Source organism: Angustibacter sp. McL0619 (assembly GCF_049994355.1).
Lineage (GTDB): Bacteria > Actinomycetota > Actinomycetes > Actinomycetales > Angustibacteraceae > Angustibacter.
This window is the reverse complement of sequence record NZ_CP188257.1, coordinates 2,111,915-2,137,223: the sequence shown is the minus strand read 5'-3', so window position 1 is coordinate 2,137,223 and position 25,309 is coordinate 2,111,915. Positions and strand designations below refer to the sequence as shown.

Annotated in this window: 27 protein-coding genes and 1 tRNA gene; 9 read left to right on the top strand and 19 right to left on the bottom strand. The window is 71.0% G+C overall.

Features of this window, described 5'->3' with window-relative positions:
* The first annotated feature begins 52 nt into the window (after positions 1-52).
* A complete protein-coding gene (locus ACPPVT_RS09895) occupies positions 53-217 on the top strand; it encodes a hypothetical protein (RefSeq protein ID WP_426566815.1) in 165 nt (54 codons plus the stop codon).
* Here ACPPVT_RS09895 and ACPPVT_RS09890 read toward each other — a convergent pair.
* A complete protein-coding gene (locus ACPPVT_RS09890; RefSeq protein WP_426566814.1) occupies positions 214-978 on the bottom strand; it encodes a YebC/PmpR family DNA-binding transcriptional regulator in 765 nt (254 codons plus the stop codon). The genes ACPPVT_RS09895 and ACPPVT_RS09890 overlap by 4 nt on opposite strands.
* A complete protein-coding gene (gene pdxT / locus ACPPVT_RS09885; RefSeq protein ID WP_426566813.1) occupies positions 975-1,583 on the bottom strand; it encodes a pyridoxal 5'-phosphate synthase glutaminase subunit PdxT in 609 nt (202 codons plus the stop codon). The genes ACPPVT_RS09890 and pdxT overlap by 4 nt, the downstream gene beginning before the upstream one ends.
* 109 nt (positions 1,584-1,692) lie before the next feature.
* Here pdxT and kynU point away from each other — a divergent pair, with 109 nt between their 5' ends.
* Entirely contained in the window at positions 1,693-3,525 is a 1,833-nt protein-coding gene (gene kynU / locus ACPPVT_RS09880) for a kynureninase (RefSeq protein ID WP_426566812.1), read from the top strand.
* 24 nt (positions 3,526-3,549) lie between these two features.
* Here kynU and pdxS read toward each other — a convergent pair whose 3' ends face one another.
* The 5 genes from pdxS to pgsA all read right to left on the bottom strand — a co-directional run bounded on the left by pdxS (position 3,550) and on the right by pgsA (position 7,904).
* Positions 3,550-4,398 carry a pyridoxal 5'-phosphate synthase lyase subunit PdxS gene (pdxS, locus tag ACPPVT_RS09875; RefSeq protein WP_426567114.1) on the bottom strand — a complete coding sequence of 283 codons (849 nt, stop codon included), beginning with the start codon at positions 4,396-4,398 and terminating at the stop codon, positions 3,550-3,552.
* A 170-nt stretch (positions 4,399-4,568) separates the two neighbouring features.
* Positions 4,569-5,156, bottom strand: coding sequence for a hypothetical protein (locus ACPPVT_RS09870; RefSeq protein WP_426566811.1), 588 nt, complete (start codon positions 5,154-5,156; stop codon positions 4,569-4,571).
* Positions 5,153-6,283: a glycosyltransferase family 4 protein gene (locus ACPPVT_RS09865; protein ID WP_426566810.1), complete on the bottom strand. Its 1,131-nt coding sequence runs from the start codon at positions 6,281-6,283 to the stop codon at positions 5,153-5,155. Before ACPPVT_RS09865 ends, ACPPVT_RS09870 begins: the two co-directional genes overlap by 4 nt.
* Positions 6,280-7,281: a phosphatidylinositol mannoside acyltransferase gene (locus tag ACPPVT_RS09860; RefSeq protein ID WP_426566809.1), complete on the bottom strand. Its 1,002-nt coding sequence runs from the start codon at positions 7,279-7,281 to the stop codon at positions 6,280-6,282. The genes ACPPVT_RS09865 and ACPPVT_RS09860 overlap by 4 nt, the downstream gene beginning before the upstream one ends.
* The gene (pgsA, locus tag ACPPVT_RS09855; protein WP_426566808.1) at positions 7,278-7,904 is read right to left on the bottom strand and encodes a phosphatidylinositol phosphate synthase; all 627 of its coding nucleotides are present in this window, start codon (positions 7,902-7,904) and stop codon (positions 7,278-7,280) included. The genes ACPPVT_RS09860 and pgsA overlap by 4 nt, the downstream gene beginning before the upstream one ends.
* Positions 7,905-8,015: 111 nt before the next feature.
* Between pgsA and ACPPVT_RS09850 the strand changes: the two genes are divergently transcribed.
* From ACPPVT_RS09850 to ACPPVT_RS09825, 6 genes are all read left to right on the top strand, one after another.
* Positions 8,016-10,184 (top strand): elongation factor G-like protein EF-G2, encoded by a 2,169-nt coding sequence (locus ACPPVT_RS09850; RefSeq protein ID WP_426566807.1) that lies wholly within the window; start codon positions 8,016-8,018, stop codon positions 10,182-10,184.
* A gap of 9 nt (positions 10,185-10,193) precedes the next feature.
* Entirely contained in the window at positions 10,194-10,706 is a 513-nt protein-coding gene (locus ACPPVT_RS09845; RefSeq protein ID WP_426566806.1) for a hypothetical protein, read from the top strand.
* 34 nt (positions 10,707-10,740) lie between these two features.
* Positions 10,741-11,625: an MFS transporter permease gene (locus tag ACPPVT_RS09840; RefSeq protein ID WP_426566805.1), complete on the top strand. Its 885-nt coding sequence runs from the start codon at positions 10,741-10,743 to the stop codon at positions 11,623-11,625.
* The gene (locus tag ACPPVT_RS09835; RefSeq protein ID WP_426566804.1) at positions 11,606-12,118 is read left to right on the top strand and encodes a hypothetical protein; all 513 of its coding nucleotides are present in this window, start codon (positions 11,606-11,608) and stop codon (positions 12,116-12,118) included. Before ACPPVT_RS09840 ends, ACPPVT_RS09835 begins: the two co-directional genes overlap by 20 nt.
* A 26-nt stretch (positions 12,119-12,144) precedes the next feature.
* The gene (locus ACPPVT_RS09830) at positions 12,145-13,032 is read left to right on the top strand and encodes a hypothetical protein (RefSeq protein ID WP_426566803.1); all 888 of its coding nucleotides are present in this window, start codon (positions 12,145-12,147) and stop codon (positions 13,030-13,032) included.
* Positions 13,033-13,140: 108 nt separating this feature from the next.
* Complete coding sequence (locus tag ACPPVT_RS09825; protein ID WP_426566802.1) at positions 13,141-13,644, top strand: hypothetical protein; 504 nt, start codon at positions 13,141-13,143, stop codon at positions 13,642-13,644.
* Between the two features lie 159 nt (positions 13,645-13,803).
* On the opposite strand, the gene ACPPVT_RS09820 is transcribed toward ACPPVT_RS09825, so the two are convergent.
* The 6 genes from ACPPVT_RS09820 to ACPPVT_RS09795 form a co-directional block, all read right to left on the bottom strand.
* Complete coding sequence (locus ACPPVT_RS09820; protein WP_426566801.1) at positions 13,804-15,180, bottom strand: DUF222 domain-containing protein; 1,377 nt, start codon at positions 15,178-15,180, stop codon at positions 13,804-13,806.
* 77 nt (positions 15,181-15,257) lie between these two features.
* Positions 15,258-15,827: an HIT family protein gene (locus ACPPVT_RS09815; RefSeq protein ID WP_426566800.1), complete on the bottom strand. Its 570-nt coding sequence runs from the start codon at positions 15,825-15,827 to the stop codon at positions 15,258-15,260.
* The gene (thrS, locus tag ACPPVT_RS09810; RefSeq protein ID WP_426566799.1) at positions 15,824-17,812 is read right to left on the bottom strand and encodes a threonine--tRNA ligase; all 1,989 of its coding nucleotides are present in this window, start codon (positions 17,810-17,812) and stop codon (positions 15,824-15,826) included. Before thrS ends, ACPPVT_RS09815 begins: the two co-directional genes overlap by 4 nt.
* Positions 17,813-17,920: 108 nt before the next feature.
* Positions 17,921-18,553, bottom strand: coding sequence for an MOSC N-terminal beta barrel domain-containing protein (locus tag ACPPVT_RS09805; protein WP_426566798.1), 633 nt, complete (start codon positions 18,551-18,553; stop codon positions 17,921-17,923).
* Between the two features lie 65 nt (positions 18,554-18,618).
* A tRNA-Val gene (locus ACPPVT_RS09800) sits at positions 18,619-18,690 on the bottom strand.
* 80 nt (positions 18,691-18,770) lie between these two features.
* A complete protein-coding gene (locus ACPPVT_RS09795) occupies positions 18,771-19,229 on the bottom strand; it encodes a TIGR02611 family protein (RefSeq protein WP_426566797.1) in 459 nt (152 codons plus the stop codon).
* Positions 19,230-19,580: 351 nt separating this feature from the next.
* Here ACPPVT_RS09795 and ACPPVT_RS09790 point away from each other — a divergent pair, with 351 nt between their 5' ends.
* The gene (locus tag ACPPVT_RS09790) at positions 19,581-19,994 is read left to right on the top strand and encodes an SsgA family sporulation/cell division regulator (RefSeq protein ID WP_426566796.1); all 414 of its coding nucleotides are present in this window, start codon (positions 19,581-19,583) and stop codon (positions 19,992-19,994) included.
* A 22-nt stretch (positions 19,995-20,016) separates the two neighbouring features.
* Here ACPPVT_RS09790 and ACPPVT_RS09785 read toward each other — a convergent pair whose 3' ends face one another.
* The 6 genes from ACPPVT_RS09785 to ACPPVT_RS09760 form a co-directional block, all read right to left on the bottom strand.
* Positions 20,017-20,868: an aminotransferase class IV gene (locus ACPPVT_RS09785; protein ID WP_426566795.1), complete on the bottom strand. Its 852-nt coding sequence runs from the start codon at positions 20,866-20,868 to the stop codon at positions 20,017-20,019.
* Positions 20,869-20,891: 23 nt separating this feature from the next.
* A complete protein-coding gene (locus ACPPVT_RS09780; protein ID WP_426567113.1) occupies positions 20,892-21,914 on the bottom strand; it encodes a chorismate-binding protein in 1,023 nt (340 codons plus the stop codon).
* 14 nt (positions 21,915-21,928) lie between these two features.
* Complete coding sequence (locus ACPPVT_RS09775) at positions 21,929-22,408, bottom strand: GNAT family N-acetyltransferase (RefSeq protein ID WP_426566794.1); 480 nt, start codon at positions 22,406-22,408, stop codon at positions 21,929-21,931.
* Between the two features lie 35 nt (positions 22,409-22,443).
* Positions 22,444-23,346: a neprosin family prolyl endopeptidase gene (locus ACPPVT_RS09770; protein ID WP_426566793.1), complete on the bottom strand. Its 903-nt coding sequence runs from the start codon at positions 23,344-23,346 to the stop codon at positions 22,444-22,446.
* Positions 23,347-23,429: 83 nt separating this feature from the next.
* Positions 23,430-23,771, bottom strand: coding sequence for an MmcQ/YjbR family DNA-binding protein (locus ACPPVT_RS09765; protein WP_426566792.1), 342 nt, complete (start codon positions 23,769-23,771; stop codon positions 23,430-23,432).
* Between the two features lie 42 nt (positions 23,772-23,813).
* Entirely contained in the window at positions 23,814-25,226 is a 1,413-nt protein-coding gene (locus tag ACPPVT_RS09760) for an Hsp70 family protein (RefSeq protein WP_426566791.1), read from the bottom strand.
* Positions 25,227-25,309 lie beyond the last annotated feature (83 nt).

Genomic DNA, 25,309 nt, shown 5'->3' with positions numbered 1-25,309 from the left:
GACACCCGCTCAGCTCTCGACAGACGCCGCACCAGCACGCACACTGACGCACATGGCACCGACGTCACAGGCGCAGGAGCTGGTGCGGGACTTCAGCCGACTGCCCGATGCTCCGGGACCGGAGAGCTGGTCCACCTCCGTGCCGGCGAGCCCGCCGCCGCCGGAGCAGGAGCCGCCGCTGCCGCCGGAGCTGTACTTCGCGCCGGCTGCCTTCTAGGCGTCCACGAGCTCCATCGTCTCGTCGGACACGTCGAAGTTCGCGAAGACGTTCTGCACGTCGTCGCTGTCCTCGAGCGCGTCGATCAGCTTGAAGACCTTCTTGGCGCCGTCGACGTCCAGCTCGATCTGGGTGCTCGGCACGAACTGGGCCTCGGCCGACTCGTAGTCGATCCCGGCGTCCTGCAGCGAGGTCCGGACGGCGACCAGGTCGGTCGGCTCGCTGACCACCTCCCAGGTGTCGCCGTTGTCGTTGACCTCCTCGGCGCCGGCGTCCAGCACCGCCTCCATCACGTCGTCCTCGGTCAGCTCGCGCCCGTCCTGGCTCTTGTCCAGCAGGACCACGCCCTTGCGGGAGAACAGGTAGGAGACGCTGCCGGGGTCGGCCAGGCTGCCGCCGGCGCGGGTCAGCGCGGTCCGGACCTCCATCGCGGCACGGTTCCTGTTGTCGGTCAGGCACTCGACGAGGAACGCGACGCCACCGGGGCCGTAGCCCTCGTAGATGATCGTCTGCCAGTCCGAACCGCCTGCCTCGGCCCCTGAGCCGCGCTTGACCGCGCGGTCGATGTTCTCGTTCGGGACCGAGGTCTTCTTCGCCTTCTGGATGGCGTCGTAGAGGGTCGGGTTGCCCCCTGGGTCGCCACCGCCGGTGCGCGCGGCGACCTCGATGTTCTTGATGAGCTTGGCGAACACCTTGCTGCGCTTGGCGTCCTTGGCGGCCTTCTGGTGCTTGGTGGTCGCCCACTTGGAGTGGCCGCTCATGAACGCTCCCTCACCATCTCGACGAACAATTCGTGCACGCGGGCGTCACCGGTCACCTCGGGGTGGAACGACGTCGCCAGCAGCCCGCCCTGGCGGACGGCGACGATCCTACCTTCGGCCGGCCCCCCCTCGACGCGGCCGATCACCTCGACCCCATCGCCCGCCTGCTCCACCCACGGCGCCCTGATGAACACGGCGCGCACCGGTCCGCCGTCCACGCCGTCCAGGTGCAGGTCCTCCTCGAACGAGGCGACCTGTCGACCGAACGCGTTGCGCCGGACCGTGATGTCCAGCCCACCGAAGGTCTGCTGGTCGGAACGGCCGTCCAGGATCCGGTCGGCGAGCATGATCATCCCGGCGCACGCGCCGTAGGCGGGCAAGCCGGCCCGGAGCATCGCGACAAGGGGCTCGCGCACCTCGAAGATCCGGGACAGCTTGTCGATGGTGGTGGACTCGCCGCCGGGCAGCACGATGCCGTCCAGGTCCTCGAGCTCGGACTGGCGGCGGACCGGCCGAGCCAGCACTCCGCAGGACGCCAGCACGGACAGGTGCTCGCGCACGTCACCCTGCAGGGCCAGGACGCCGATGACGGGATCTGAGGTCACAGTGGCCAAGCGTAGGTGCCGGCTCAGACCGAGCTGCGAGGCGGGCGTGCAGTGCACCGGGGAGTCCGCGTGCCGCAAGCTCGTTCGGGGCAGGTCGTACGGTGCTGGGGTGGCCCCGAGATTCGACGAGCTCCGCACCTCCCGGCTGCTGCTGCGGCACTGGACGGACGCCGACCGCCGGCCGTACGCCGCGCTCAACGCCGACCCCGAGGTGATGCGCCACTTCCCGCACCCGCTGGACCGCGCGTCGAGCGACGCGATGGTGGACCGGTTGGAGAGTGCCCTGGACGAGCGCGGCTGGGGCCTGTGGGCGGTGGAGCGCCTCGACACCGGGGACTTCATCGGCTTCACCGGCCTGAGCCCGGCGGACGACCTGCCGCCGTCGCCGTGCGTCGAGGTCGGGTGGCGGCTCGCGCGGGCCCACTGGGGGCAGGGCTTCGCACCGGAGGCCGCCCGCGCCGCCTTGGAGGTCGGCTTCGACGGGCTCGGCCTCGACGAGGTGGTCTCCTTCACCACGACCGCCAACGCCAGGTCTCGGCGGGTGATGACCAAGCTGGGGCTCACCCACCGTCCCGAGCGCGACTTCGACCATCCCCGCACGCCCGGCTGGCACGGCCAGCGACACGTGCTCTACGCGATCAGCCGCGACGTGTGGTCCTGTCGTCCGGACGACGATCGGTACGGTTCCGCCATGAGCAACCCCGCCAGGAGCAACCTCGCCGATCGCGCCGCTGCCCTCGATGCGGCGGACCCAGTCGCCCACGCCCGCGACCGGTTCGACCTGCCCGGGGGTGTCATCTACCTGGACGGCAACTCGCTGGGTGCGATGCCGGCGAGCGTCCCGGCGGCGGTGGCCGACGTCGTCCGCCAGCAGTGGGGCAGCGACCTGATCGCGTCCTGGAACCTGCACGACTGGTGGGGTGCTCCGACCCGGATCGGCGAGGCGGTCGCGGCGCTCGTGGGCGCCGCCCAGGGCCAGGTCAGCGTCGGGGACACCACGTCGGTGAACCTGTTCAAGTGCTACGTGGCGGCGGCCCGGCTGCGCCCCGGGCGGGGGCTGGTGGTCAGCGACCCGGGCGTGTTCCCGACGGACCAGTACGTGCTCGAGGGAGCCGCAGCCCTGGCCGGGCTGGAGATCGTGCACTCGCGCCCGGACGGCGTGCTCGACGTGCTGCTCGAGCGCGGCGACGAGGTCGCGCTGGTTTCGCTGTCGCACGTGGACTACCGCACGGGCGAGCTGTGGGACCTACCGGGCATCACTCGGGCCACCCATGCGGCGGGCGCGCTGTCGCTGTGGGACCTGTGCCACTCGGCCGGTGCACTGCCGGTCGCTTTGGACGCGAACGAGGTCGACCTTGCGGTGGGCTGCGGCTACAAGTACCTCAACGGTGGACCGGGTGCACCGGCCTTCATCTACGTCGCGGCTCGCCACCAGGACTCGTTCGACCAGCCGCTGACCGGGTGGCACGGGCACGCCCGGCCGTTCGCTATGGAGGGCAGCTTCGAGCCGGCGGCCGGCATCACCCGCACCCGGGTCGGCACTCCCCCGTTGCTGTCCATGCTCGCGCTGGAGGAGGCGCTGCACGCCTACGACGGGCTCGACATGTCGGACGTGCGGGCGAAGTCGTTGTCGCTGACCGGCTTCTTCGTCGAGTGCCTCGAGGAGCTGGTGCCCGGCTCGGACATCGCCACTCCGCTGGACGACGGCGCGCGAGGCTCCCAGATCGCACTGCGACACCCGCAGGCGTACGGGGTGGTGCAGGCGCTGATCGAGCGTGGTGTGGTCGGCGACTTCCGCGAGCCGAACATCGTGCGGCTCGGCTTCGCGCCGCTGTACCTCTCGCACGCGGACGCACTGCGCGCGGCCGAGCACCTGGCCGCCGTGCTCGACGGCCAGGAGCACCTGGACGCCCGCTACGCGACCCGCTCCACCGTCACGTAGCCTTCAGCCCGAGCGAGCGGGCCTTTACCAGCCGCGCTCAGCAAGCCGGTGCGGCTGCGGGATCTCGTCGACGTTGATCCCCACCATGGCCTCGCCCAAGCCGCGCGAGACCTTGGCCAGCACGTCGGGGTCGTCGAAGAACGTGGTGGCCTTGACGATCGCCTCGGCGCGCTGGGCCGGGTTTCCCGACTTGAAGATGCCGGAGCCGACGAAGACGCCCTCGGCGCCGAGCTGCATCATCATGGCCGCGTCCGCCGGGGTGGCGATGCCGCCGGCGGTGAACAGCACGACAGGCAGCTTGCCCTTCTCGGCGACCTCGCGGACCAGGTCGTACGGCGCCTGCAGCTCCTTGGCGGCGACGTACAGCTCGTCCTCGGACAGCGTGGTCAGCCGGCGAATCTCGCCGCCGATCTGGCGCATGTGAGTGGTGGCGTTGGAGACGTCACCGGTGCCGGCCTCGCCCTTGGAGCGGATCATCGCGGCGCCCTCGGTGATCCGGCGCAGCGCCTCGCCGAGGTTGGTCGCGCCGCAGACGAAGGGCACGGTGAACTGCCACTTGTCGATGTGGTTGGCATAGTCGGCCGGGGTGAGCACCTCGGACTCGTCGACGTAGTCGACGCCGAGGGACTGCAGCACCTGCGCCTCGACGAAGTGCCCGATGCGGGCCTTGGCCATCACCGGGATCGAGACCGCCTCGATGATGCCGTCGATCATGTCCGGGTCGCTCATCCGGGACACCCCGCCCTGGGCGCGGATGTCGGCCGGGACGCGCTCGAGGGCCATCACGGCCACGGCGCCGGCGTCCTCGGCGATCTTCGCCTGCTCGACGTTGACGACGTCCATGATGACGCCGCCCTTGAGCATCTCGGCCATGCCGCGCTTGACGCGGGCGGTGCCGGTGACGGGCGCGGTGGTGTCGCTGGACACGGAAGACCTCACAAGGTGTGGAAACGGCTCGACGTCCCCATCGTACGGCCGCGCCCGCCGCCGGGTGACACCCAGGCTGTAGCCCGTCGCGGCGCCGCCCTGCCACCCCGTCAGCGTCAGTGCGCCAGGTCGGCCGGTGGGTCGTCGTCCATCTCGAAGGTGCGCGGTAGCGCGGCCCGGCCGGCCAGCCGCGTCCAGCGCACGAGCCGCTTGCCACGTACCCGCTGGGCGTCGGTGACCGCCCCGTTCAGGAAGCGCCGAGCCAGTCGCACGCGGTGGGTCGCCGCGCCCAGCCTGGCCAGCAGCGGTCCGAACCGCGGGTCCGCGGTCAGGGCGGCTGTGACGTCGCCGTCCAGGGTTGCGCGCAGCGCGCGGGACAGGTCCGACTCGGCCGCCTCCCGGTCGCCGCGGGTCCCGTCCGGGTCCAGGCCGGCGAGGTCCACAGGCACGTGCGCGTCGGACTCGCCGGCCTCGAGCGCATTCGAGGCGGCGTCGGCGAGCAGCAGCCCGGACGCCGGGTCGAGCGCGCCCGAGGTGGCCAGCTCGATCGATGCCTCGGCACGGCGGACGAGCTGGGCGTCCAGCGCGTTGCGGGCCCCCTCGACCCGGTGGTGCAGCCGGTCCAGCCGGCTCGCCGAGAACGAGACGTACCAGGCCAGCAGCGCCAGCGCGAGCAGGACGGCGAGCAGCGTCGGCAGGCTCACGTCGTCCACCCGGCCCGGTCGCCGCCGAGGACCGTCTCGTACACCGCGAGCACGTCCTGGGCCACCACCGACCAGTCGTAGCGTCGGACGGCGACGGCGGCCTTGGTGCGCAACGCCTCCCGCCGTGGCGGGTCGGCGAGCAGGGCGAGCAGCGAGGTCGACAGCGAGTCGGCGTCGGCGGCGGTGAAGAGCTCGCCGAGGGCGCCGTCGTCCAGCACCCGGCGGAAGGCATCCAGGTCGCTGGCCAGAACCGGTGCTCCTGCGCTCATCGCCTCTACCAGCACGATGCCGAAGCTCTCGCCGCCGGTGTGCGGTGCCACGTAGAGGTCCACCGATCGCAGCAGGCTCGCCTTGTCCTCGTCGCTGACCATGCCGAGGAACTCGACCGACCCGCGCAGCTGCTCGGGCAGCAGCTCGGCGGCCTCCTGCTCGTCGCCGCGGCCGGCGACCAGGAAGCGCGCTCCTGGCCGGCTGGCCAGCACCGCCGGGATCGCCTGGCAGAGCACTGGCAGCCCCTTGCGCGGTTCGTCCAGCCGGCCGACGAAGGCCACCGTCGGCGCAGCCTCGGTGCCCTGCCACTGCGGACGTACCGGCGCGTCGGCGAACCGGTCGACGAACACCCCGTTGGGGATCACCACGGCGTCGCCGCCGATATGGGTGGTGACCGTGTGCCGGGCGTCTTCGCTGACCGCGATCCGGGCGCTGATCTTCTCCAGGCTCGGGCGGACCAGCGGGTAGGCGGCCTGCATGGCCCGAGAGCGCAGGTTCGAGGTGTGGAACGTCGCGACGATCGGTCCGTCGCAGGCCCACAACGCGAGCAGCGACAGGCTGGGCGTCACCGGCTCGTGGATGTGCACGACGTCCCAGCGGCCGGCCTCGAGCCACTTGCGGGTGCGCCGCGAGCTCACCGGACCGAAGTTCACCCGGGCCACGGATCCGTTGTAGGGCACCGGAACCGCCCGGCCGGACGCCGTCACGTAGTCCGGCACCGGCGTGTCTTCGTCGGCGGGTGCCAGGACGCCGACGTCGTGCCCCTGGCCGATCAGGTGCTCGGCCAGGTCGCGGATGTGGAACTGCACTCCGCCGGGGACGTCGAAGGAGTACGGGCAGACGATGCCGATCCTCATTCGGTCTCCTCGGTCGTACCGGTCGAACCGGTCGTACCGGTCGTCCCGGTCGTCCCGGTCGTCCCGGTCGCCCCGCCGGCACCGCTGGAACTGCGTGCGGGGTCGAGGTCCGCGGTGAAGACCCGCTGCAGCATGTGCCAGTCCTGCGGGTGCTCGACGATGGCGGTGGCGAGCTGGTCTGCGCAGCGCTGGGTGAGGAGGGTGACGCCCGCGCGTCCGGCCGGGACGTCGTCGGTGACCACCTGCGGGTGCCAGGTGATCACGATGCCGTGGCCGCGACGTCCGCGGCGCTCGTAATGGATGCTCACGGTGAACAGCGCCGCGCCGGTCGCCTGGGCGAGCGCCGCCGGGCCTACCGCCATCCTGGCCCGCTCACCGAGGAAGTCGACCTCGACTCCGCCGGAGGTCAGGTCGCGGTCGGCCAGCAGCGGGACGAAACCGCCGCCGCGCAACGCCCTGATCAGGCTCCGGAAGACGTCGGACCCACCGGTCAGCGGCAGGATCGTCATGCCCAGCCGCTCGCGGAAGCCCACGAACTGGTCGAACAGCTCTTCCGGCCGCAGCCGCTCGGCCACCGTCGTGACGGACTGCAGGCGAAGCGTCGCCCAGGCACCCGCGTGGTCCCAGTTGCCGAGGTGCCCCAGGAACATCACGACCCCCTGCCCGGAGGCGAGGGCGGCGCGCACGGGCTCGTCCCCCTGCGCCCGGACGGTCGAGGTGATCCGGGCCTCGTCCCAGTCCGGCAACCGGAAGCTGTCGCACCAGTAGCGCAGGTAGGACCGCATCGCCTCGCGGGACAACGCGCGGGTCTGCTCGTCGTCCAGGCCGCGGCGGGCGCGCGCCAGGTTCGCCTCCAGACGGCGAACCCCGTCGCCGTGACGGCGCCAGGCGACGTCCGCGATCAAGTCGAACAGCCGGTACGCGGTGGTCTCGGGCAGCAGTCGCACCAGCCGCCAGCCGGCGCGGTAGGCAAGGTAGCTCAGCCGGTCGCCCGTCACGGGCTGGCCGGCGGCGGGGTGCGCAGGGCCTGCCGACGAACCTCGAGCATCCGCTGGACCACTGTGATCAGGCTGGCCAGTGCGAGCAGCCCGAGCACGACCGTGAGGACCCACACCGGCAGCCCGAGGCCGACGAAGCCGGTGGCCACCAGCACCGCGACCAGCCTGTCCGCCCGCTCGGCGATGCCGACGTTGGCGGTCATGCCGAGGCCCTCGGCCCGTGCCTTCGCGTACGAGACGATCGCGCCGAGGGCGAGGCAGGCCAGCGCCAGCACCGCGGTGAGCCGGTCGTCCCCGCCGCCGGAGAACCAGAGCACGATGCCGGCGAAGACCGCCGCGTCGCCCACCCGGTCCAGCGTGGAGTCCAGGTAGGCACCCCAGGAGCTGGAGCGTCCGGAGGCACGCGCCATGATCCCGTCCACGGTGTCGCTGAACACGAAGGCCGTGATGACGAGGGTGCCGGCGAGCAGGTGACCGGTCGGGTAGAGCACGAGCGCGGCGGCGCTCACGCCCAGCGTGCCGACCAGCGTGACGACGTCCGGGCTGATGCCCAGGCGCAGCAAGAGGTTGGCCACCGGGGTCAGCAGCTTGGTGAACAGGGCACGAGCGAAGCGGTTCAGCACCGGCCGATGGTATCCAGCCTGGGGCCGTCCGGTACGAGCGCTTGTGTCCGGGGGTCGTCCGGGCCAGGGTGGGACAGGTCACCAACGCAGCGTGCTCGGGCTGGAGGATGCATGGCGCACGAGGCCACCGCGCCAGAGCGGGTCCGCAACGTCGTGCTCGTCGGTCATACCGGCGGCGGCAAGACGACACTGGTCGAGGCCGTGCTGGCCGCGACCGGTGCCGTCTCACGACCCGGGTCGGTGCAAGACGGCACGACCGTCACCGACTTCGACGAGCAGGCGAGGAAGCAGCACCGGTCCGTGTCTGTCGCAGTGGCGAGCTGCGAGCACGCGGGCATCAAGCTGAACCTGATCGACACCCCTGGGCACCCGGACTACGTCGGCGAGCTGAGGGCCGGGCTGCGGGGCGCCGACGCGGCCCTGTTCGTGGTCTCGGCGGTGGACGGGCTGGACGGCGCGACCGCGCTGCTGTGGGACGAGTGCGCTTCGATCGGCATGCCCAGAGCGGTCGTGGTGACCAAGCTGGACCAGCCCAGGGCCGACTTCGAGGAGTCGGTCGCGGTTTGCCAGCGCGTCTTCGGAGAGGGTGTCGTCCCGCTCTACCTTCCACTGCACGACGAGGGCAGGGGTGGCGCGGACGACGCGGTGGTCGGCCTGATCGGGCTGCTGTCCCTGCAGCTGTACGACTACAGCGGCCGGACCAAGCCGCAGACCCGCGACGCCGACCCCGAGCACCGCGAGCTCGTGGACGCGCGCCGCTCGGACCTGATCGAGGCGATCATCCAGGAGTCCGAGGACGACGCCCTGATGGACCGCTACCTGGCCGGCGAGGAGGTGGGCCTGGAGATCCTGGTGCCCGACCTGGAACGGGCCGTCTCACGTGGCTCCTTCTTCCCGGTGCTGCCCGTGGTCGCGCAGTCCGGAGTCGGCATCCACGAGCTGCTCGAGATCCTGACCGAGGGCTTCCCGTCGCCGCTTGAGCACCCCCTGCCCGCGGTGACCACGCCGGACGGCGACCCTCGCGGCCCGATCTCCTGCGACCCGAACGGCCCACTGGTCGCCGAGGTCATCAAGACCACCACCGACCCCTACGTCGGGCGTGTGTCCCTAGTGCGGGTCTTCTCCGGCACTCTGCATCCGGACTCCGCGGTGCACGTGTCCGGGCACAGCGAGCGGTTCGCCGGGATGACGCTGGAGAACCACGAGGACCACGACGTCGACGAGAAGGTCGGCGTGCTGACCAGCCCGCTGGGCGCCACCTTGCGACCGACCGGCCGCTGCATCGCGGGTGACATCTGCACCGTCGCGCGGCTGACCCGGGCCGAGACCAGCGACACCCTCTCGGACGTCGGTGACCCGCTGCTGGTCGAGCCCTGGCTGCTGCCCGAACCGCTTCTGCCGGTGGCGATCCGGGCCGCGTCGCCGTCCGACGAGGAGAAGATGGCCGAGTCGTTGACCCGGCTGACCATCGAGGACGCGACGGTGCGCATCGAGCACGACGCCCGGACCCAGCAGCTGGTGCTGTGGGCGATGGGCGAGGCACACGTCGCGCTGGTGCTGGACCGGCTCAAGGACCGCTACGGCGTGCAGGTCGAGGCGATCGCGCACCGGGTGTCCCTGCGCGAGACGTTCCAGTCCGCCAGCAGCGGTCGGGGCCGGCTGGTCAAGCAGAGCGGCGGGCACGGCCAGTTCGCGGTCTGCGAGATCGAGGTCGAGCCGCTGCCGGCCGGCACCGGGCTGGAGTTCGTCGACAAGGTGGTCGGCGGGTCGGTGCCGCGCCAGTACATCTCCAGCGTGGAGAAGGGCATCCGGGCACGAGCCGAGCGCGGACTGATGGCCGGGTACCCGCTCACCGACGTCAAGGTCACACTGACCGGCGGCAAGGCGCACTCCGTCGACTCCAGCGACGCCGCGTTCGCGCAGGCCGGCGGGATGGCCCTGGAAGACGCCGCAAGCACCGGGCTGCGGCTTCTTGAGCCGGTCGACGAGGTCGAGATCACCGTGGACGACGAGTACGTCGGCGCCGTGATGACCGACCTGTCCTCGCGCCGGGGTCGGGTCACCGGCACTGAACCGCTGGGGAACGGGCGCAGCCGGGTGCGCGCCGACGTCCCTGCGACGTCCCTGGCCCGCTACGCCATCGAGCTGCGGTCCGTCGCGCACGGCACCGGCGTGTTCACCCGGGCGTACGTCCGGCACGACTCCGTCCCGGCAAACGTGGCCGAACGGATACTCGCCGAGACCGCGGATGCGCCGGTCCAGAGCAGCTCGCACGGCTAGCATCGGCGGGTGCGAACCCGGCCGAAACCTGACCCGGCCGCGACCGGCGCGGATCCGGCGCAGCGCCCAGCGCCACCGCTGCTGCTCAGCTCGGGGCGCCGGGCCTGGCGGGTCGGCCTGCTCGGCGGGCTGGCCGTGCTGTTCCTGCTCGGCTCGGTGGTCGGTCAGGACGACTGGTGGCCGTTCGGGCCGTGGCGGATGTTCGCGACGTCGTCGGCGCCCAGCGGTGCCGTGATCGCCTTCGCCGTCCAGGTCCAGACCGAGCAGCAGCCGCAGTGGCACGACGTCGGTCTGAGCCCGGCGTCCATCGGACTGAACCGGGCCGAGGTGGAGGGTCGCAGCGGACAGATCGAGGCGCACCCGCAGATGCTCGGGACGCTCGCTGCCAGCCACGCCCGGCTGCGACCGGACGACGAGCCCTGGGCGGCCGTCCGCCTGGTGCGGCGCGAGACCGTGCTGGCCGACCGGGTGCCGACCGGTGAGGTGCGGCAGGCCGAGATCGCGGTCTGGCGGAGCCCGTGATGAGTCCCGGCCCGTGATGAGTCCCGAGCCCGTGATGAGTCCCGAGCCCGTGATGAGTCCGGTGCGCCGTTGGCTGTTCGCACCAGTGCCGATGGAGCGGGTGGCGCTGCTGCGGCTCGCGGTCTATGCGTTCGTCATCATCGACGTGCTGTTCCTGCACACCTCGGGCTTCTACCACGGGTGGGCGGACCCGGTCTGGTACCAGCCGCTGCACGCAGGCACGATCTTCCACCTGCCGGCGGCGACGGTCCTGCTGGTCGAGCTGCTGAAATGGGGGTCGGTGGCGGGGGCGGTAGTCGCCATGACCGGACGCTACCCACGGGCCGCCGGCTGGTTCGTCGCCCTGACCTGGGCTTGGTACCAGTACGTCGCGTTCGCGTACGGCAAGGTCGACCACGACCGCGGTGACTTCGTTCTGGCTCTGCTGCTGCTGCCGACAGTCGGCACGGCGCACCTGAACGACAAGCGGCTGAGCGAGGCCGCGGGCTTCGCGATCCGCGCCGTGCAGCTCGGGGCGATCGCCACGTACTTCCTGTCCGGCGTGGCCAAGCTGCGCTTCGGGGGACCGGAGTGGGTCAACTCGGCCACCCTGGTTCGGGCCGTTGTGCGCCGCGGGACGCCGATCGGTGACATGTTCCTGCACACGCCCTGGGTGCTGCACGCCGGGCAGTGGTTCATCATGACGGCCGAGCTGCTGTCCTGGACGATCTTCATCCTGCCCGAGCGGTGGCGGCGGCTGATGGTGCTGGGCTGGTACCTGTTCCACGCCACCGTCTACGCGACGATCACCATCGCGTTCTGGCCGCATCTGGTGATGATGCTGGCCTTCTTGCCGCTGGAGGGGTACCGCGACCGGCTGGTCGGCTGGTGGCGCTCGCGCGGGCAGGTGCCGGTCGGCGATGACGTCGCGGCGCAGTGAGCCAGTGAACTGGGCGACGACGCGCAGGCTCGGCGGGCGGTCGCTGGCCTGGCGGCTGACGCTGATGGCGGTGGGCAGCGTGGCGCTGGTGCTGGGCACCACCGTCGGCAGCGACCTGGAGTGGCCGTTCGGCTCGATGGGTCAGTACGCGTTCTCCGTGCCGGACGACGGTGACGTGCACTCCCCCGGGGTCGAGGCCGACACGGTCGACGGGCAGACCGTGCAGGTGCCGCTGACGCCGAGCGGGGTGGGCGTGCGCCGGGCTGAGGTCGAGGCTCAGCAGCACCTGATCCAGGGCGATCCGTCACGGCTGCAGGCGATCGCGGTGGCCGCCGCCGCCCGGCACCCGAACTGGCCGCGCTACCGCACGCTGCGCGTGGTGGACGACGTCACCCACCTGCGCGAAGGAAGGGTGGCCGGTACCTCGCACGACGTGCTCGCGACCTGGGACGTGGTCGACCCCGAGCACCCGCAACCGGTGGGGACGCCATGAACGCGGTCGGCGTGAACGAGGTCGGCGTGAGAGCGGACAGGGTGATGAGTGCGGTGCGGCAGTGGGCCGCGCCCGCCGTACCGCTGGCCCGAGTGGCTGTGCTGCGCACCGCGATCTACCTGTTCGTGCTGTTCGACATCGCCAAGATCTCCAACGGTGCGTTCAGCCACGGCGACACCCCGGTGCAGCTGTACCAGCCGCTGGGGATCCGCAAGCTGTTCCACCTGCCGGTGCCCAGCCACGACTACGTGCGGGTGCTCGCCGTGGTCATCGTGGTCAGCGCGCTGGTGGCAGCCACCGGAAAGTTGCCGCGGCTGGCCGGATGGGTGTGCGCTGCCGGGATGCTCGACTGGGTGTCGAACAACTTCTCGTACGGCAAGATCGACCACGACCACACTGCGTTGATGATCGCGCTGCTGGTGCTGCCGACCGTCGGGAGAGCGCGGTACCGGGACACCGAGCTCAGTGAGTCGGCCGGTTGGGCCCTGCGGTGCATCCAGATCGGCGTCGTCGCGACGTACTTCCTGTCGGCCGCGGCCAAGATCCGCTTCGGCGGCTGGGGCTGGCCGAGCAGCGCGATCTTCACCTGGGCGTTCGTGCGCCGCGGAACCCCTCTGGCGCAACGGATGCTGGACTACCCGTTCCTGGTGGTCGCCTCCCAGTGGGCACTGATCATCCTGGAGACGCTGTCACCCGTGCTGCTGTTCCTGCGCGGCAAGGTGCTGTACCTGGCGATCGCGGTGTTCGGTCTCTTCCACCTGAGCACGTACCTGCTGCTGAAGATTCACTTCCTGCCGTTGGTGATCTGCCTGCTGGCGTTCCTGCCGCTCGAGCGCCTGGTGCCGGCGTCTGCGTCCACGCGGGCGGCGCGTGGCCAGCGGACTCCTTGGGGCGGCACTCGCAAGCTCGTCTGACTGGGAGGATCTCGACGCAGTCTGGTGATTGCGGTGGGCTGTCGTCGGCAGACAACTGTGGTGCGATCGCCCCAGACGTGCTGGGCTTGGGGTGAGGAAGGAGTCGCCATGGTCGATGCGACAGTCATTTGGGCGGCGGCGATCACCGGCATAGTGGGCCTCAGCGGGGCTGCCCTCGAAGCCATCACGAGCCGCCGGTCCCTTCGTGCTGAGAACCGTCGCGCCGAGATCGACCGGGCCGTCCTGCGGCGGCGTGAGCGCCAGGCGACCTATGAGGCGGTACTCGACGCGGTGAGCAACTGGGCCTGGGACTCGACCACGGCCGCTTCGGACTACGACGTCGTCGAGAGGTTCAGCAAGCCATTCAACCTGGCCGCGATCCGTATCCGGCTCTACGGGAGCGACGCGACGATCGCCGCGACGGACGACATCCAGCGAGGCTTCGCCATGCTGAATCGAGCCGAGGACAGCGCGGCCGCCACGGCTGCGTCATCGGCGATCTGGCAAGGCGTCGATCGATTCGTGGACGCTGCGCGGGAGGACGTCGGTCCGCGCGCTGACGATGAACTTCGAAAGGTTGACTTCCAGCGCGGGGCCGGGCCGCGAGCCTAGACCGCCTCGCACCTAGACCGCCTTCGCAACTGGTCCGCCTTCGCAACTGGTCCGCCTTCGCAACTGGTCCGCCTGATTGGAGGCAGTCCGAGCCACGTCGACACTCGGCACGGGTCGGACCGGCCAGGACACCCGTCCGCGCAACGGCAATGTGCTGGGTCATGACAGGCGCCAGCGGCGGGTGAGGGCGTCGAGGAGTCGGGTGGCGCGGGTGACGGTGGGTCGAGGTGGCCCGCCGGGCGGCGTGTCGGGTGGGCCGGTGTCCCAGGTGACCTCGCCGTCGACGAGGCGGCCGGTCTGGCTCGTGCCGTGTACGTAGCGGTGGTGGCGGCCGCAGAGCAAGGCGGCGTTCTGAAGGTCAGTAGGCCCGCCCTCGGACCACGGCACCAGGTGGTGGGCATCGGTCCACTCGGGTGGCGCGCCGCAGCCCGGCCAGGTGCAGCCACGGTCGCGGACCGCGAGGGCATGGCGCTGTTTGGCGGTGAAGGAGCGCTGGGTGCGACCGACGTCCAGCGGGTTGCCGGCACCGTCGAGCACGACGGGCAGCAGGTCAGCGGTGCAGCCGACGGTCGCAAGCGTCGTGGAGCTGACCGGCGTCCCGTCCGGCAGGATCGCCGGCGGCAGACCGGCGACTGCGGAACCGTCGAGCGTCGCCGCGAGGGTCTCGTGCGGCACGGTGACCACGATCCGATACGGGCTGCCATGCGTAGTCGGAAGCAGGTCCGGACTGGTGACGGCCTGCTCGGCGAGTTTCTGCAAGCCGTCGTGCCGTCGCTGCGCCGCTGAGCGCGGGTCGGGTGTGCCGTCCGTGGCGGGCTGAGGTGCCGTCAAGGCATCGAGGGCCGTACGAAGGGCGGCACCGCATTGCTGGGTCAGCAGCCCGTCGACGTGCACCATGCCGCCCGTGGTGGCCAGCGTCAACGCCCGGGCACGGGTCTGCGCGTCCTCGTCTCGGGCCAGCCGCGCGTCCGCCTCTGGGTCGAGGCGGTGCTGCAGGTGGGTGGCCAGGCGACGCAGCTGGACGGGATCGAAGTGAGCGGCCTGCTCCAGCAGGAACGTCTGGCCCTGAACGACCGCGTCGTCGGGCACCACGCCTGCTGGCACGGTCGGCGGCAGCAGCGCCTCGACCGCCCCGGCCACCACGTCCGCCTGCTCGGCACTGACTGCACCTGAGAGCAGCGCCTCACGGGTCGGCTGGAGCTCGGCAGCGAGCGCGCTGGTGAACAGGCGTTCGGATCGACGGGCCAGAGCCGCCGCCGTCCGCGGGCTGCTGGTGGGGACCTTCGCGCGCAGCCAGTGCTCCAACCGACCGTGGCCACCCTGGCCAGGCAGGCCACGCGAACCGGCCTCGGCGAGCAGCCGCGAGGACTGTGCCAGCGCCAGCCGGGACACCTGGTCGAGCACCGCCACCGAGTCGGCCAGGTCGTCGTCCGAGACCTGCCACGACGCCACCGCGGTCAACCGAGCCAGCCCGGACAGCACCTGCGTCAGCGCGGCAGACGCCTCGCTGGTCGGGCTGGCCGGAGTGGTTGACATGTCTCGAACCTAATCGAGCCCACCGACAGAACGACTGTCCCGCAACAGATCTGTGGACAACGAGCCATACACGCTAGTTATGGCGCATCGACCCAGGCCTGCGCGAGGCGGGCCCTGGTGTCGCCCAAGAGCACTGGAAGCGCCTTGGTGCGCGCGATGATCGGCAGGAAGTTCGAGTCGCCGCCCCAGCGGGGCACCACGTGCTGGTGCAGGTGCGCAGAGATTCCCGCCCCGGCAACCGTCCCCTGGTTCATCCCCAGGTTGAAGCCGTGCGGTCCGGAAACCTTTGCGAGAGTGCGGATCGCCTGCTTGGTGAGCTCGGCCACCTCATGGGTCTCGTCGCCCGTGAGGTCGACGTAGTCGGACACGTGACGATACGGGCAGACCATGAGGTGGCCGGGGCTGTACGGGTAAAGGTTCAGCACGGCGTACGCCGTCTCGCCGCGGCGAACGACGAGCGACGTCTCGTCGTCCAGGCTCGGGGCACGGCAGAACGGGCACTGTGCCACGCTGTCGTCGACCGGCTTGTTCTCACCGTCGAGGTAGACCATCCGGTGCGGCGTCCAGAGTCGTTCGAACCCGTCCGGCTCACCAGCGAAGTCGGCGGGCCGCTCTCCTACCACCTCGTCCCCGGCCGCTTCGCTCACGGCGTGAGGGCTCGGGTCCGGACGGCGTCGACGATCTCGGCGACGGCGTCCGCGATCGGCACCCCGTTGTTCTGCGAACCGTCGCGGTACCGGAAGGACACCGCGCCGTTGCTGACGTCCTCGTCCCCGGCGATCAGCATGAACGGCACCTTGGCCTTCTGCGCGTTGCGGATCTTCTTGGGGAACCGGTCGTCCGCGACGTCGACCTCGACCCGGATGCCCTCGGCGCGCAGTCTCGCCGCGACGTCCTGCAGGTACTCTACGTGCGCGTCGGCAACCGGGATCCCGATGACCTGCACCGGCGCCAGCCACGCTGGGAACGCCCCGGCGTAGTGCTCGACGAGCACGCCGAGGAAGCGTTCGATGGAGCCGAACTTCGCGGAGTGGATCATCACCGGCTGCTGCCGTGTGCCGTCCGCAGCCTGGTACTCCAACCCGAACCGGGCCGGTTGGTTGAAGTCGTACTGCACCGTCGACATCTGCCAGGTGCGGCCGATCGCGTCCTTGGCCTGCACCGAGATCTTCGGCCCGTAGTACGCGGCTCCACCCGGGTCGGGCACGAGCTCGAGGCCGGTCTCGGTGGCCGCACTCTCGAGCAGGTTCGTCGCGACCTCCCACTCCTCGTCGGAGCCGATGAACTTGTCCGACAGGGGGTCTCGAGTCGACAGCTCGAGGTAGAAGTCGTCCAGCCCGAAATCCTTGAGCAAGCCGAGAAGGAACGCCAGCAGGTGCTTGACCTCGGCGGACGCCTGCTCCGGCATGACGTAGGAGTGCGAGTCGTCCATGGTCAGCCCGCGCACCCGGGTCAGGCCGTGCACGACGCCGGACTTCTCGAACCGGTACACCGAACCGAGCTCGAACAGCCGCAACGGCAGCTCACGGTAGGAGCGTCCGCGAGACTTGAAGATCAGGTTGTGCATCGGGCAGTTCATGGCCTTGAGGTAGTAGTTCGCACCCTCCATCTCCATGGGCGGGAACATCGTGTCGGCGTAGTAGGGCAGGTGTCCCGAGGTCTCGAACAGCCCCTGCTTGGTGATGTGCGGGGTGCCGACGAAGTCGAACCCCTCCTCAAGGTGGCGCTGCCGGACGTAGTCCTCCATCACCTTCTTGATGACGCCACCCTTGGGGTGGAACACCGCCAGGCCCGAGCCCAGCTCGTCGGGGAACGAGAAGAGGTCGAGCTCGGCGCCGAGCTTGCGGTGGTCGCGCCGCTCCGCCTCGGCGAGGCGGTCGAGGTACGCCTTGAGGTCGTCCTTGGACGGCCATGCGGTGCCGTAGACACGCTGCAGCTGCGGGTTCTTCTCGCTGCCGCGCCAGTAGGCGGCCGCGGTGCGCATCAGCTTGTAGGAGTTGCCGATCAGCTTGGTGCTGGGCAGGTGCGGTCCCCGGCACAGGTCCTTCCAGGCCAGCGAGCCGTCTTTGCGCAGGTTGTCGTAGATGGTCAGCTCACCGCCGCCGACCTCCGAGCCGGCCCCCTCGGCCGCCTCCGCCGCACCACCCTTGAGCCCGATCAGCTCGAGCTTGTACGGCTCGTCGGCCAGCTCGGCGCGTGCCTCGTCGTCGGTGACCACGCGGCGGTTGAAGGTCTGCCCCTCGTTGATGATGCGCTGCATCGCCTTCTCGAGGGCCTTCACGTCGTCGGGGTGGAACGGGACCTCGACGTCGAAGTCGTAGTAGAAGCCGTCCCGCACCGGCGGCCCGATGCCGAGCCGCGCCTTGGGGTTGATCTGCTGCACCGCCTGCGCCAGCACATGCGCAGCCGAGTGCCTCAGCACGGCCAGCCCGTCCTCGCTGTCGATGGTGACCGGCTCGACGACGTCACCGTCCGCGAGCACGTGCGCGAGGTCGCGCAGCTCGTCGCCGACCCGGGCGACCACCACGGCCTGCGGCCCGCTGGTCGCCCCGTCGAGCAGCTCGCCAGCCGTCGTCCCCGCCGCGACCGATCGCTCGCTCCCGGCGACGGACACGGTGATCTGGGCGGACACGGAGGCCTCCTGGGCTTGCTCGGTGGGTGGTGCGCCGGACAGGTGCCGGTCCGCCTGATCGTATCGACGTCGGGTCCGGGCGGCCGAGCGGGTTTCGCGGCCGGCGGGTCAGCCGAGCCGGACGCCGTCCCCGACTCGCAGCAGGCCAGGACGCACGACGTCCGCGTACACGCCGAGGCAGTGCTTGGGCTGCTTGCTGATCCGCAGCACCACCTCGCCCAGGCTGACCTCGCGCCCGACCCAGGAGGTCTCCAGCTCCTCGCCGTCCAGCTCGACGACGACGTTCGCGCGTGGCTGCTCGACGCTGCACGCCGGGTCGCCGAGGATGGTTCCCTCGTCCGCGGCTGCACGTTCAACCGCCTGTCGGCTGACCAGGTGCACCGCAGCGACCTCGTTGAAACCCGGTCCAGCACCGGACGCCGGCTGCAACGTGACGCTCCGGCCGACCACCTCGGACAGCGCGAGCACCGCCTCCTCGTCGGCCAGGTGCCGATCGGCGCCGGGCAGCAGCAGGGTGGGTGCCGGACTCGGACCGGACGGCGCCATCGCGCGCACCTCGCTCAGGCTCGGGACCTGACGCCCGGTGACGACGTCGCCGTCGGCACCGACCACCGCCCAGCCCCGGTCGTGCTCGAGACCGCCGGCCAGCACCTGCACCTGGTCGAGGTTCGGTGCGTCCAGGGACTTGACCGGGTAGGAACGCAGCCCCGAGACCCGTCCCACCGCTGTCGTCTCGCTCACGGCCCGAGCCTACGACGAAGCCCTTCCCGATCGAACGGGAAGGGCTCGGTCTGCGGTGGTGTCGGTGGGCGATACTGGGTTCGAACCAGTGACCTCCTCGGTGTGAACGAGGCGCTCTACCACTGAGCCAATCGCCCGTACTCGTACGGCCGCGCCACCACCGGCGGCGCGGGGCACAACATTACCCGATCGGTGACGCGGTCCCGAAATCGACCGATCACAGGCCGGGGACGTCGTGCAGGGGGTCCTCGACGACGTCCGGGAACCAGGTCGGCACCCCGATCAGGTCGAAGTAGGTCCAGAAGATCGCCAGGACCAGGAGCAGCGTCGCCAGCGCGAGCAGCACCCGGATCCACCAGGCCCGCTCGGACACCCAGACCGTCCAGCGGTGCACGTGCCGGCGGGCGAACTGCAGCAGCCGGTCGGCCTTCTCGAACTCGCTGGCCAGGATGGCCAGGCCGACGAAGACGATCGCCCAGCCCGGGCCGGGCGCGGGGATGGCGATGATGCCGAGCCCGACGATGGCCAGGCCGACCACGCCGACGACGGTCCGGTAGACCCGGTAGCCGGTCGGGTGTGCCCTGATCCGGGCTCGCCACGCCCAGTCGTCGCTCCCGCCCTCGTCGGCCCCCGGCGCCTGCTGCTGCGCCCCTGCCGGCGACTCCGTCGAACTCACCCGCACAGCGTACGTGGGTCCAGGCGCAGACCCGACCGCAACAGGGTTCGGCGTCTGTCGTCGGGCGCACGCGTTAGCCCCAGGGGTCCGTCCACGGCCGCACCAGGCCACGAACTCGACACGCCTGGTTGCACCGCGAACCACCTCTGGCGTGTCCGCGGCGCGCCTCCACCCGCGCGTCTTTTGCGGTCGTTGGACGCGGCTTGACCAACGTTTTACCTTGCGAGACAAGAGGATCGGACAAAGCGGACGACTTTCGTCGGATATCGGACACCGAGGTTTGAGGCGCCTGGAGGTGGGGCACATTAGCCACGACAAGGGCCGACCCCGCCCCCACCCAGGAGGATCACCATGCTCCAGCCCCCCGTGTCTGTCGTGGACGATGTCGACCTGCGGCTGGTCGTCCCCGGTGACGAGGGACTGCTCCTCACCGCGACCCTGCGGTACGAGGCGTCCGACCCGTACGCCGTGGAAGCGACCTTCCGCGCCGGCGAGGAGGCGATCTCCTGGGTGTTGGGCAGGGACCTGCTCAGCGACGGCCTGCAGAGCGAGTGCGGCGAGGGCGACGTGCACGTGTGGCCGACCGTGGAGGACGGCCACACGGTCGTGATGCTCCAGCTGAGCTCGCCGGACGGCTCAGCCCTGCTCGCGGCGGACGCCGACGGGCTTGAGGGCTTCCTGGCCCGCACCTACGACGCGGTGCCGCTCGGCTACGAGGGCGACCACCTGGACGTCGACAGCGCGATCGTCCAGCTGCTGGCCTGAGCCCTGCTGGCCGGAGCCGCCCTCACGGATCGAGGTCATCCGCCGCCCGGCGAGCGAACAGCTCGGCCATCCGGCGGGTCAGTGGGCCCGGAGCGTCCAGCCGACGGTCGTCCACGCCGGCTACGGCTTGCACGTCTCGCGTCGACGAGGTCAGCATGACCTCGTCGGCGGCCCGCAGGTCGTCAAGCCCCAGCTCGGCCTCGGCCACGTCGACCCCGTCGGCGATCGCCCACTCGATCAGCAGCTCGCGGGTGATCCCGGCCAGGCAGCCTGACGACAGCGGCGGGGTGAGCAGCCGCGCGCCGACCGCCAGGAAGACGTTGGACCCGGTGCCCTCGCACAGCTGTCCGCGGGTGTTCGCGAACAACGCCTCGGTGCCACCGCGGGCGCTCGCGTAGGCCAGGGCGACCACGTTCTCTGCATAGGACGTCGTCTTCAGGCCAGCGACCGCGCTGCGCTCGTTGCGGGTCCAGGGCACGACAGCGACCGTCGTGGCCTCCTCGTGCGGCCCGACCGGACCCGCCACCACGACGTAGGAGGGCGGGACATCGGCTCGACCCGAGCCCAACGGCCCGACTCCCCCGGTCATCGTCAGCCTGAGCCGACCGCGAGCCAGTGGCTCGGCCGCAGCCAGCACCTGGTCGATGCCCTCCCGGAGCCGGTCGGCGTCCGGTGGGACCAGTCCCAGGCCACCGGCGGACGACGCCAGCCGCCGCAGGTGCCGGGTGAGCGCGAACGGGACGCCGTCGACGACCCTCAGCGTCTCGAAGACTCCGTCGCCCACGGTCAGGCCGTGGTCCAGCGCAGCGAGCGAGGGGGCGCCCGGGTCGACCAGCGACCCGTTGACCCAGGCCCGCAGACCGTCGTCCGTCATGGCTCCATCCTCGCAGAGCCTGCTCAGCCGGCCGCGACGGCGAGCAACCGGGACCCCTTCAGCTCCGTCTCGTCCCACTCGGCCTGCGGGTCCGAGCCCCAGGTGATGCCGGCTCCGGCCCCGAACCGCAGCACCCGACGTCCGGCGTCGTCCCGGGCCGTCCAGAACGTCCGGATGCCGACCGCGAGCTCGGCCCGCTCGGCGTCGACGTCGATCCAGCCCACCGCACCGCAGTACGGACCACGGGCGCCCGCCTCGAGGTCGGCGATCGCCCGGAGTGCACTGGACTTGGGCGCGCCGGTCACGGACGCCGGCGGGGTGGTCGCGGACCAGAGCTTGGCCCAGGTGCTGCCGGTGGCCAAGCGTCCGCGGACCCGGGACACCAGGTGCACCAGGCCAGGGTGGGCCTCGACGGCGAGCAGGTCGATGACCTCGACGGTGCCGGGTGCGCAGACGATCGACAGGTCGTTGCGGGCAAGGTCGACGATCATCACGTTCTCGTCGACGTCCTTGGGCAGCAACAGATCTGCGGTCGGAGCGGTGCCCTTGATCGGTCCGGTGGTGACCAGCCGGCCCTCGCGACGCAGGAAGAGCTCGGGCGACGCGCAGACCACCTCGACGTCGGGCAGTCGAACCACCCCGGCGTAGGGCGCCGGGTTGCCGTCCTGCAGCAGCCTGGCGAGGGACAGCACGTCCGCTGTCTCGGGCAGCGGCTGCTCCAGCACCCGGCAGATGTTCACCTGGTAGACCTCGCCCACCTCGATACGCGCGCGGACCTCGCGCACCGCTGCCACGTACTCGTCCCTGGTCATCGACGAGCGCCAGCCGGCGGTGGCGAGCCCCGGCCATTGCGGCGCAGCCGGTAGCGGCGCGGTCCGCACGTCGGCGAACCGGGCCGCGACCAGCCCACCCTCGTAGTCGGCGACCAGAGCCCACCAACCACCCGCCCGCTCGACCCGCTCCAGGACGACGGCGGCATCGTCGGCGGTCTCGGCGCGGACGACGTCGACGACGTCCGTGGCCAGCCGTCCGCCGAACCAGGCGATCGACACCGAACCGCTCAGAGGTCCTTGCCCATGACTACCGCCTGCTCCCGGAAGCCCTGGCTGCGGTACAGGCTGCGGGCTACCTCGTTGTCGCCGAACACGTTGAGCCGCAACCTGGTCAGTCCCCACTCGCGGCTGATCCGCTCGGCCTCGACCATCAGCTTGCGCCCCCAGCCCTGACCGCGCCGGTCCGGCTCGACCTCGATGTCGTAGATCCAGGCGTAGGGCTCGCCGGCCCCGTCGTCGCGACGCGCCAACCAGAGGATGCCGACCGCCCGACCGTCGCCGTCCTGCGCCCGCCACAGCTGGTTGCCCTCCGCGGGCTGGCCGTCCGGGAAGAGCTCGAGCATGCTGCGCTTGGCCCGCTCCCGGGCCTCCTCGAGGGGCGCGCCGCCCAGCCGGCTCATGTCCTCGGCGTAGGACTTCTCGAGGTGGACGAGGTAGCCGGCGAGGTCGTCGCCGACGAGGTCCAGCAGCTGCAGGTCGTCAGTCATGGGCGCGAGCGTACCCAGGTCTTCGTGCACCGCGTTCAGGCCGCAGCGCACCGACCGGAGCCCGGCCCACCGAGGCGGAACGAGGTCGAGGTGATGTTCGCCGCGGAGTACAGCCGCGGCGTTGTCGCCAGCATCGAAAACGCGACCGGGGTCGTGGAGTTCAGCAGCTTGAAGCCGCTGATCAACGAGGCGCTGGCCGACTTGCCGAACTGCCCGTTGCCCATGTCCGAGCAGGTAGGAGCTGTAGTCGACGCGACCTCGCCGAACGCCTGGACCAGGCCCAGCCTGCTGAACCGGCCGCCCCACAGCGAGTCGGGGAAGTAGCCGAAGACCTTGCCGTTCAGCGCCAGCCGCCACTGGGTGCCGACGTGGTTGATCTGGAACGTGCGCTGGGTGCCGACCGGGAGCGTCATCGCCGGGCGGACCGTGCTGGACGTCGAGACGAAGCCGCAGCCGTTGTAACAGGTGGGCTGCCCGTCGACCCAGTGGTACACGAACAGGTGCGGGGTGGCGTCCCCGTTGAGCCCGCGATCGGCCGTCCAGCCGACCTCGACGATCTGGCTGCCGTCGGCGGACTCGACGGCGAGCTCGTGCAGCGAGTGGGACGACAGGTCGGCCGGGTCGAGCTCGGGGCGGACGATCTTCAGCTTCACGGCAGCGCCGGACGCGTCCGCGTACTGCCGCCCGGCGACGTAGTCGTAGCAGGCGCCGAAGTTGCAGACCGTGCCGTCGGCGGCCGCGGCTGCGGATGCGGATGCGGATGCGACTCTGCCGCGGCCGACGACCACAGAGCCCGGCGGCACGGAGACCCGTGCCGGTGCTGCTGCACCCGACCTGCCCGACGGGGCGTCGGCCGCGGCGGTCGGGACGATCCCGAGCAGCAGACCGGCCGCTGCAAGAGCGGCCAGCACGTGTCGTCGAAGCGGTCGCTGTCGCATGCAGACTCCCTTGCCTGGACCTCGTACTCGGGCTGAACCAGGTGGTATCGCGCCAGGACCGGCCAGGTCAAGGGGCTGGGTTGTCATTTACCGAGGTACTCGGCAGCGACGCGCTTGGGCACGACCATCCGCCAGGCGTCCAGAACGAGCTCACGCATCTCGTCCGGGTCGAGCGCTTCGAGCCACGCCTCGACCCAGTTGAACCGAAGGTCACTGGGGCGTGGCAGAAAGAACGTGTCCGGCCGAGAGGCCACGAGAGCCGCCCGTTCCTCCTTCGGGAAGCCGAAGCCGATCTCGGTCTCGTCCCGCGAGAACGCCACGAACACGATCTGGCCCACCCGGAACTTCACCCGGTCGTACACGATCACCTCATAGCTGCGCGGCAGGTCGGCCAGCACAGCCCGGACGTCGTCAACACTCACCATCGGTTCATCGTCGTCGGGTGCACCGACAACGCGGGCACGGCGCTACCGGGCCAGGGCCAGTCCGACCGCCGCGAGCGCCACGACGGCGAGCAGGACGACCAAGAGCTTTGGCGACAGCCACGAGCCCTGCCCCCCGGTCTGCACGACAAGCGGGTCGTCCCTGCGGGAGCCCGGCAGCGAACTGCCGCTCGGCACCAGTCCTGCCTCCGCGAGGTCAGCAGCGATGCTCACCCGACTCCCGCGACGGTGCGGTTCACCGACTGTGGTGTTGATCCTGGCGGGCGACTCGGCCTCGGGTGCCGCTGGGACAGCAGTTCCCGCCTCAGCCTTGGGCCGCTGCTCGGCAGGCGAGAGCGCAGGCGAGAGGGTCGGCGAGAGGGTCGGCGAGGCCGAACCGGACAGTCGCGAACCGGCCAGCACCGCCGCGCCCAGGCAGATCGCATACTTCGGGTGGGTGTCCACCACGACGGCCAGCCCCAGGCTGGACGTCAGTCGTTCGGCGACCAGCGGCATCCGGCTGCCGCCCCCGACCAGCAGAACCGCAGCGAGATCGGTGGGCCTCAGGTCGGCGCGTCGCAGCATCTCGGAGAAGGTCGCCACCGCGCGATCCACGTAGGGCTCGGACCGGAGCTCGAACTCGCGCCGGGTGAGCCGGATCGTCCCGGCGGCCCCCGGCAGCAGGACCGGGATCGAGGTGTCGACGTCGACCGACAGCGCCTCCTTGGCCAGGACCGCCTGCGCCCGCAGCGCCGCGAGGGCGGCCAGCGTCTGCGGCGCCTGCTCGTCCACCTGATGCCAGTTCACGTTCTCGCGCACGTGGGCGAGGATCTCGTCGTCGAGATCGAGCCCACCCAGGGAGGGGTCACCGATCGGCTTGCCCCGAACCTCGTACCCGACGGCGGCGCGACGCACCAACGCCGCGTCGAACGTGCCGCCTCCGAGGTCGAAGACCCCAAGGGTGTCTCCGGTCGCGATGCGATGCTGCGACCCGTAGTAGACGGCCGCTGCCACCGGCTCAGGCACCAGCTCGACCGCGCCGATCCCGGCTGTGTCCGCCGCCTCGCGAAGCACGTCCAGCCGGTAGTCGCCCCACTCGGCGGGCGCCGTGAGCACCACCTGGCTCGGCGCGAGGGCCTCGCGCTCGGTCGCCTGGGCGACGACCCAGCGCAGCATGTGGGCGGTCAGCTCGACCGGCATGACCTGACGGTCACCGAGGTGCAGGGGAACGGGATCGCCCATCCGGCGCTTGAAGGCGCGGGCCAGCCGGGTCGGATCGTCGTGTGCGTGCCGCTCCGCAGCGTCCCCCACCACCCACGTTCCCTGCGCCGGGACGTAGACGACGGTGGGGACGGCGTCCGAGCGCTGCGCCAACGGCAGGACGCTGGCACGGCCGTCCTGCCAGGTCGCGGCAGCGGTGAAGGTGGTGCCGACGTCGATCCCCAGGCCGAAGCTCACGCGCTCAGTCTGCCGCCAACGTTCGATTCCGACCGAACCCGATCACGAGCGACATCGCCGAGTACCCGCGCGAATGTCGATAA

Bases quoted from the DNA above. Each gene is read 5' to 3' on its own strand.
- ACPPVT_RS09835 (WP_426566804.1), top strand. From the start codon at position 11,606: ATGACGTCGCGGCGCAGTGAGCCAGTGAACTGGGCGACGACGCGCAGG.
- ACPPVT_RS09770 (WP_426566793.1), bottom strand. From the start codon at position 23,346: ATGCGACAGCGACCGCTTCGACGACACGTGCTGGCCGCTCTTGCAGCG.
- pdxS (WP_426567114.1), bottom strand. From the start codon at position 4,398: ATGGCCGAGATGCTCAAGGGCGGCGTCATCATGGACGTCGTCAACGTC.
- ACPPVT_RS09890 (WP_426566814.1), bottom strand. From the start codon at position 978: ATGAGCGGCCACTCCAAGTGGGCGACCACCAAGCACCAGAAGGCCGCC.
- ACPPVT_RS09785 (WP_426566795.1), bottom strand. From the start codon at position 20,868: ATGACGGACGACGGTCTGCGGGCCTGGGTCAACGGGTCGCTGGTCGAC.
- ACPPVT_RS09840 (WP_426566805.1), top strand. From the start codon at position 10,741: ATGAGTCCCGAGCCCGTGATGAGTCCGGTGCGCCGTTGGCTGTTCGCA.
- ACPPVT_RS09820 (WP_426566801.1), bottom strand. From the start codon at position 15,180: ATGTCAACCACTCCGGCCAGCCCGACCAGCGAGGCGTCTGCCGCGCTG.
- ACPPVT_RS09765 (WP_426566792.1), bottom strand. From the start codon at position 23,771: ATGGTGAGTGTTGACGACGTCCGGGCTGTGCTGGCCGACCTGCCGCGC.
- ACPPVT_RS09790 (WP_426566796.1), top strand. From the start codon at position 19,581: ATGCTCCAGCCCCCCGTGTCTGTCGTGGACGATGTCGACCTGCGGCTG.
- ACPPVT_RS09825 (WP_426566802.1), top strand. From the start codon at position 13,141: ATGGTCGATGCGACAGTCATTTGGGCGGCGGCGATCACCGGCATAGTG.
- ACPPVT_RS09865 (WP_426566810.1), bottom strand. From the start codon at position 6,283: ATGAGGATCGGCATCGTCTGCCCGTACTCCTTCGACGTCCCCGGCGGA.
- ACPPVT_RS09850 (WP_426566807.1), top strand. From the start codon at position 8,016: ATGGCGCACGAGGCCACCGCGCCAGAGCGGGTCCGCAACGTCGTGCTC.
- ACPPVT_RS09895 (WP_426566815.1), top strand. From the start codon at position 53: ATGGCACCGACGTCACAGGCGCAGGAGCTGGTGCGGGACTTCAGCCGA.
- ACPPVT_RS09775 (WP_426566794.1), bottom strand. From the start codon at position 22,408: ATGACTGACGACCTGCAGCTGCTGGACCTCGTCGGCGACGACCTCGCC.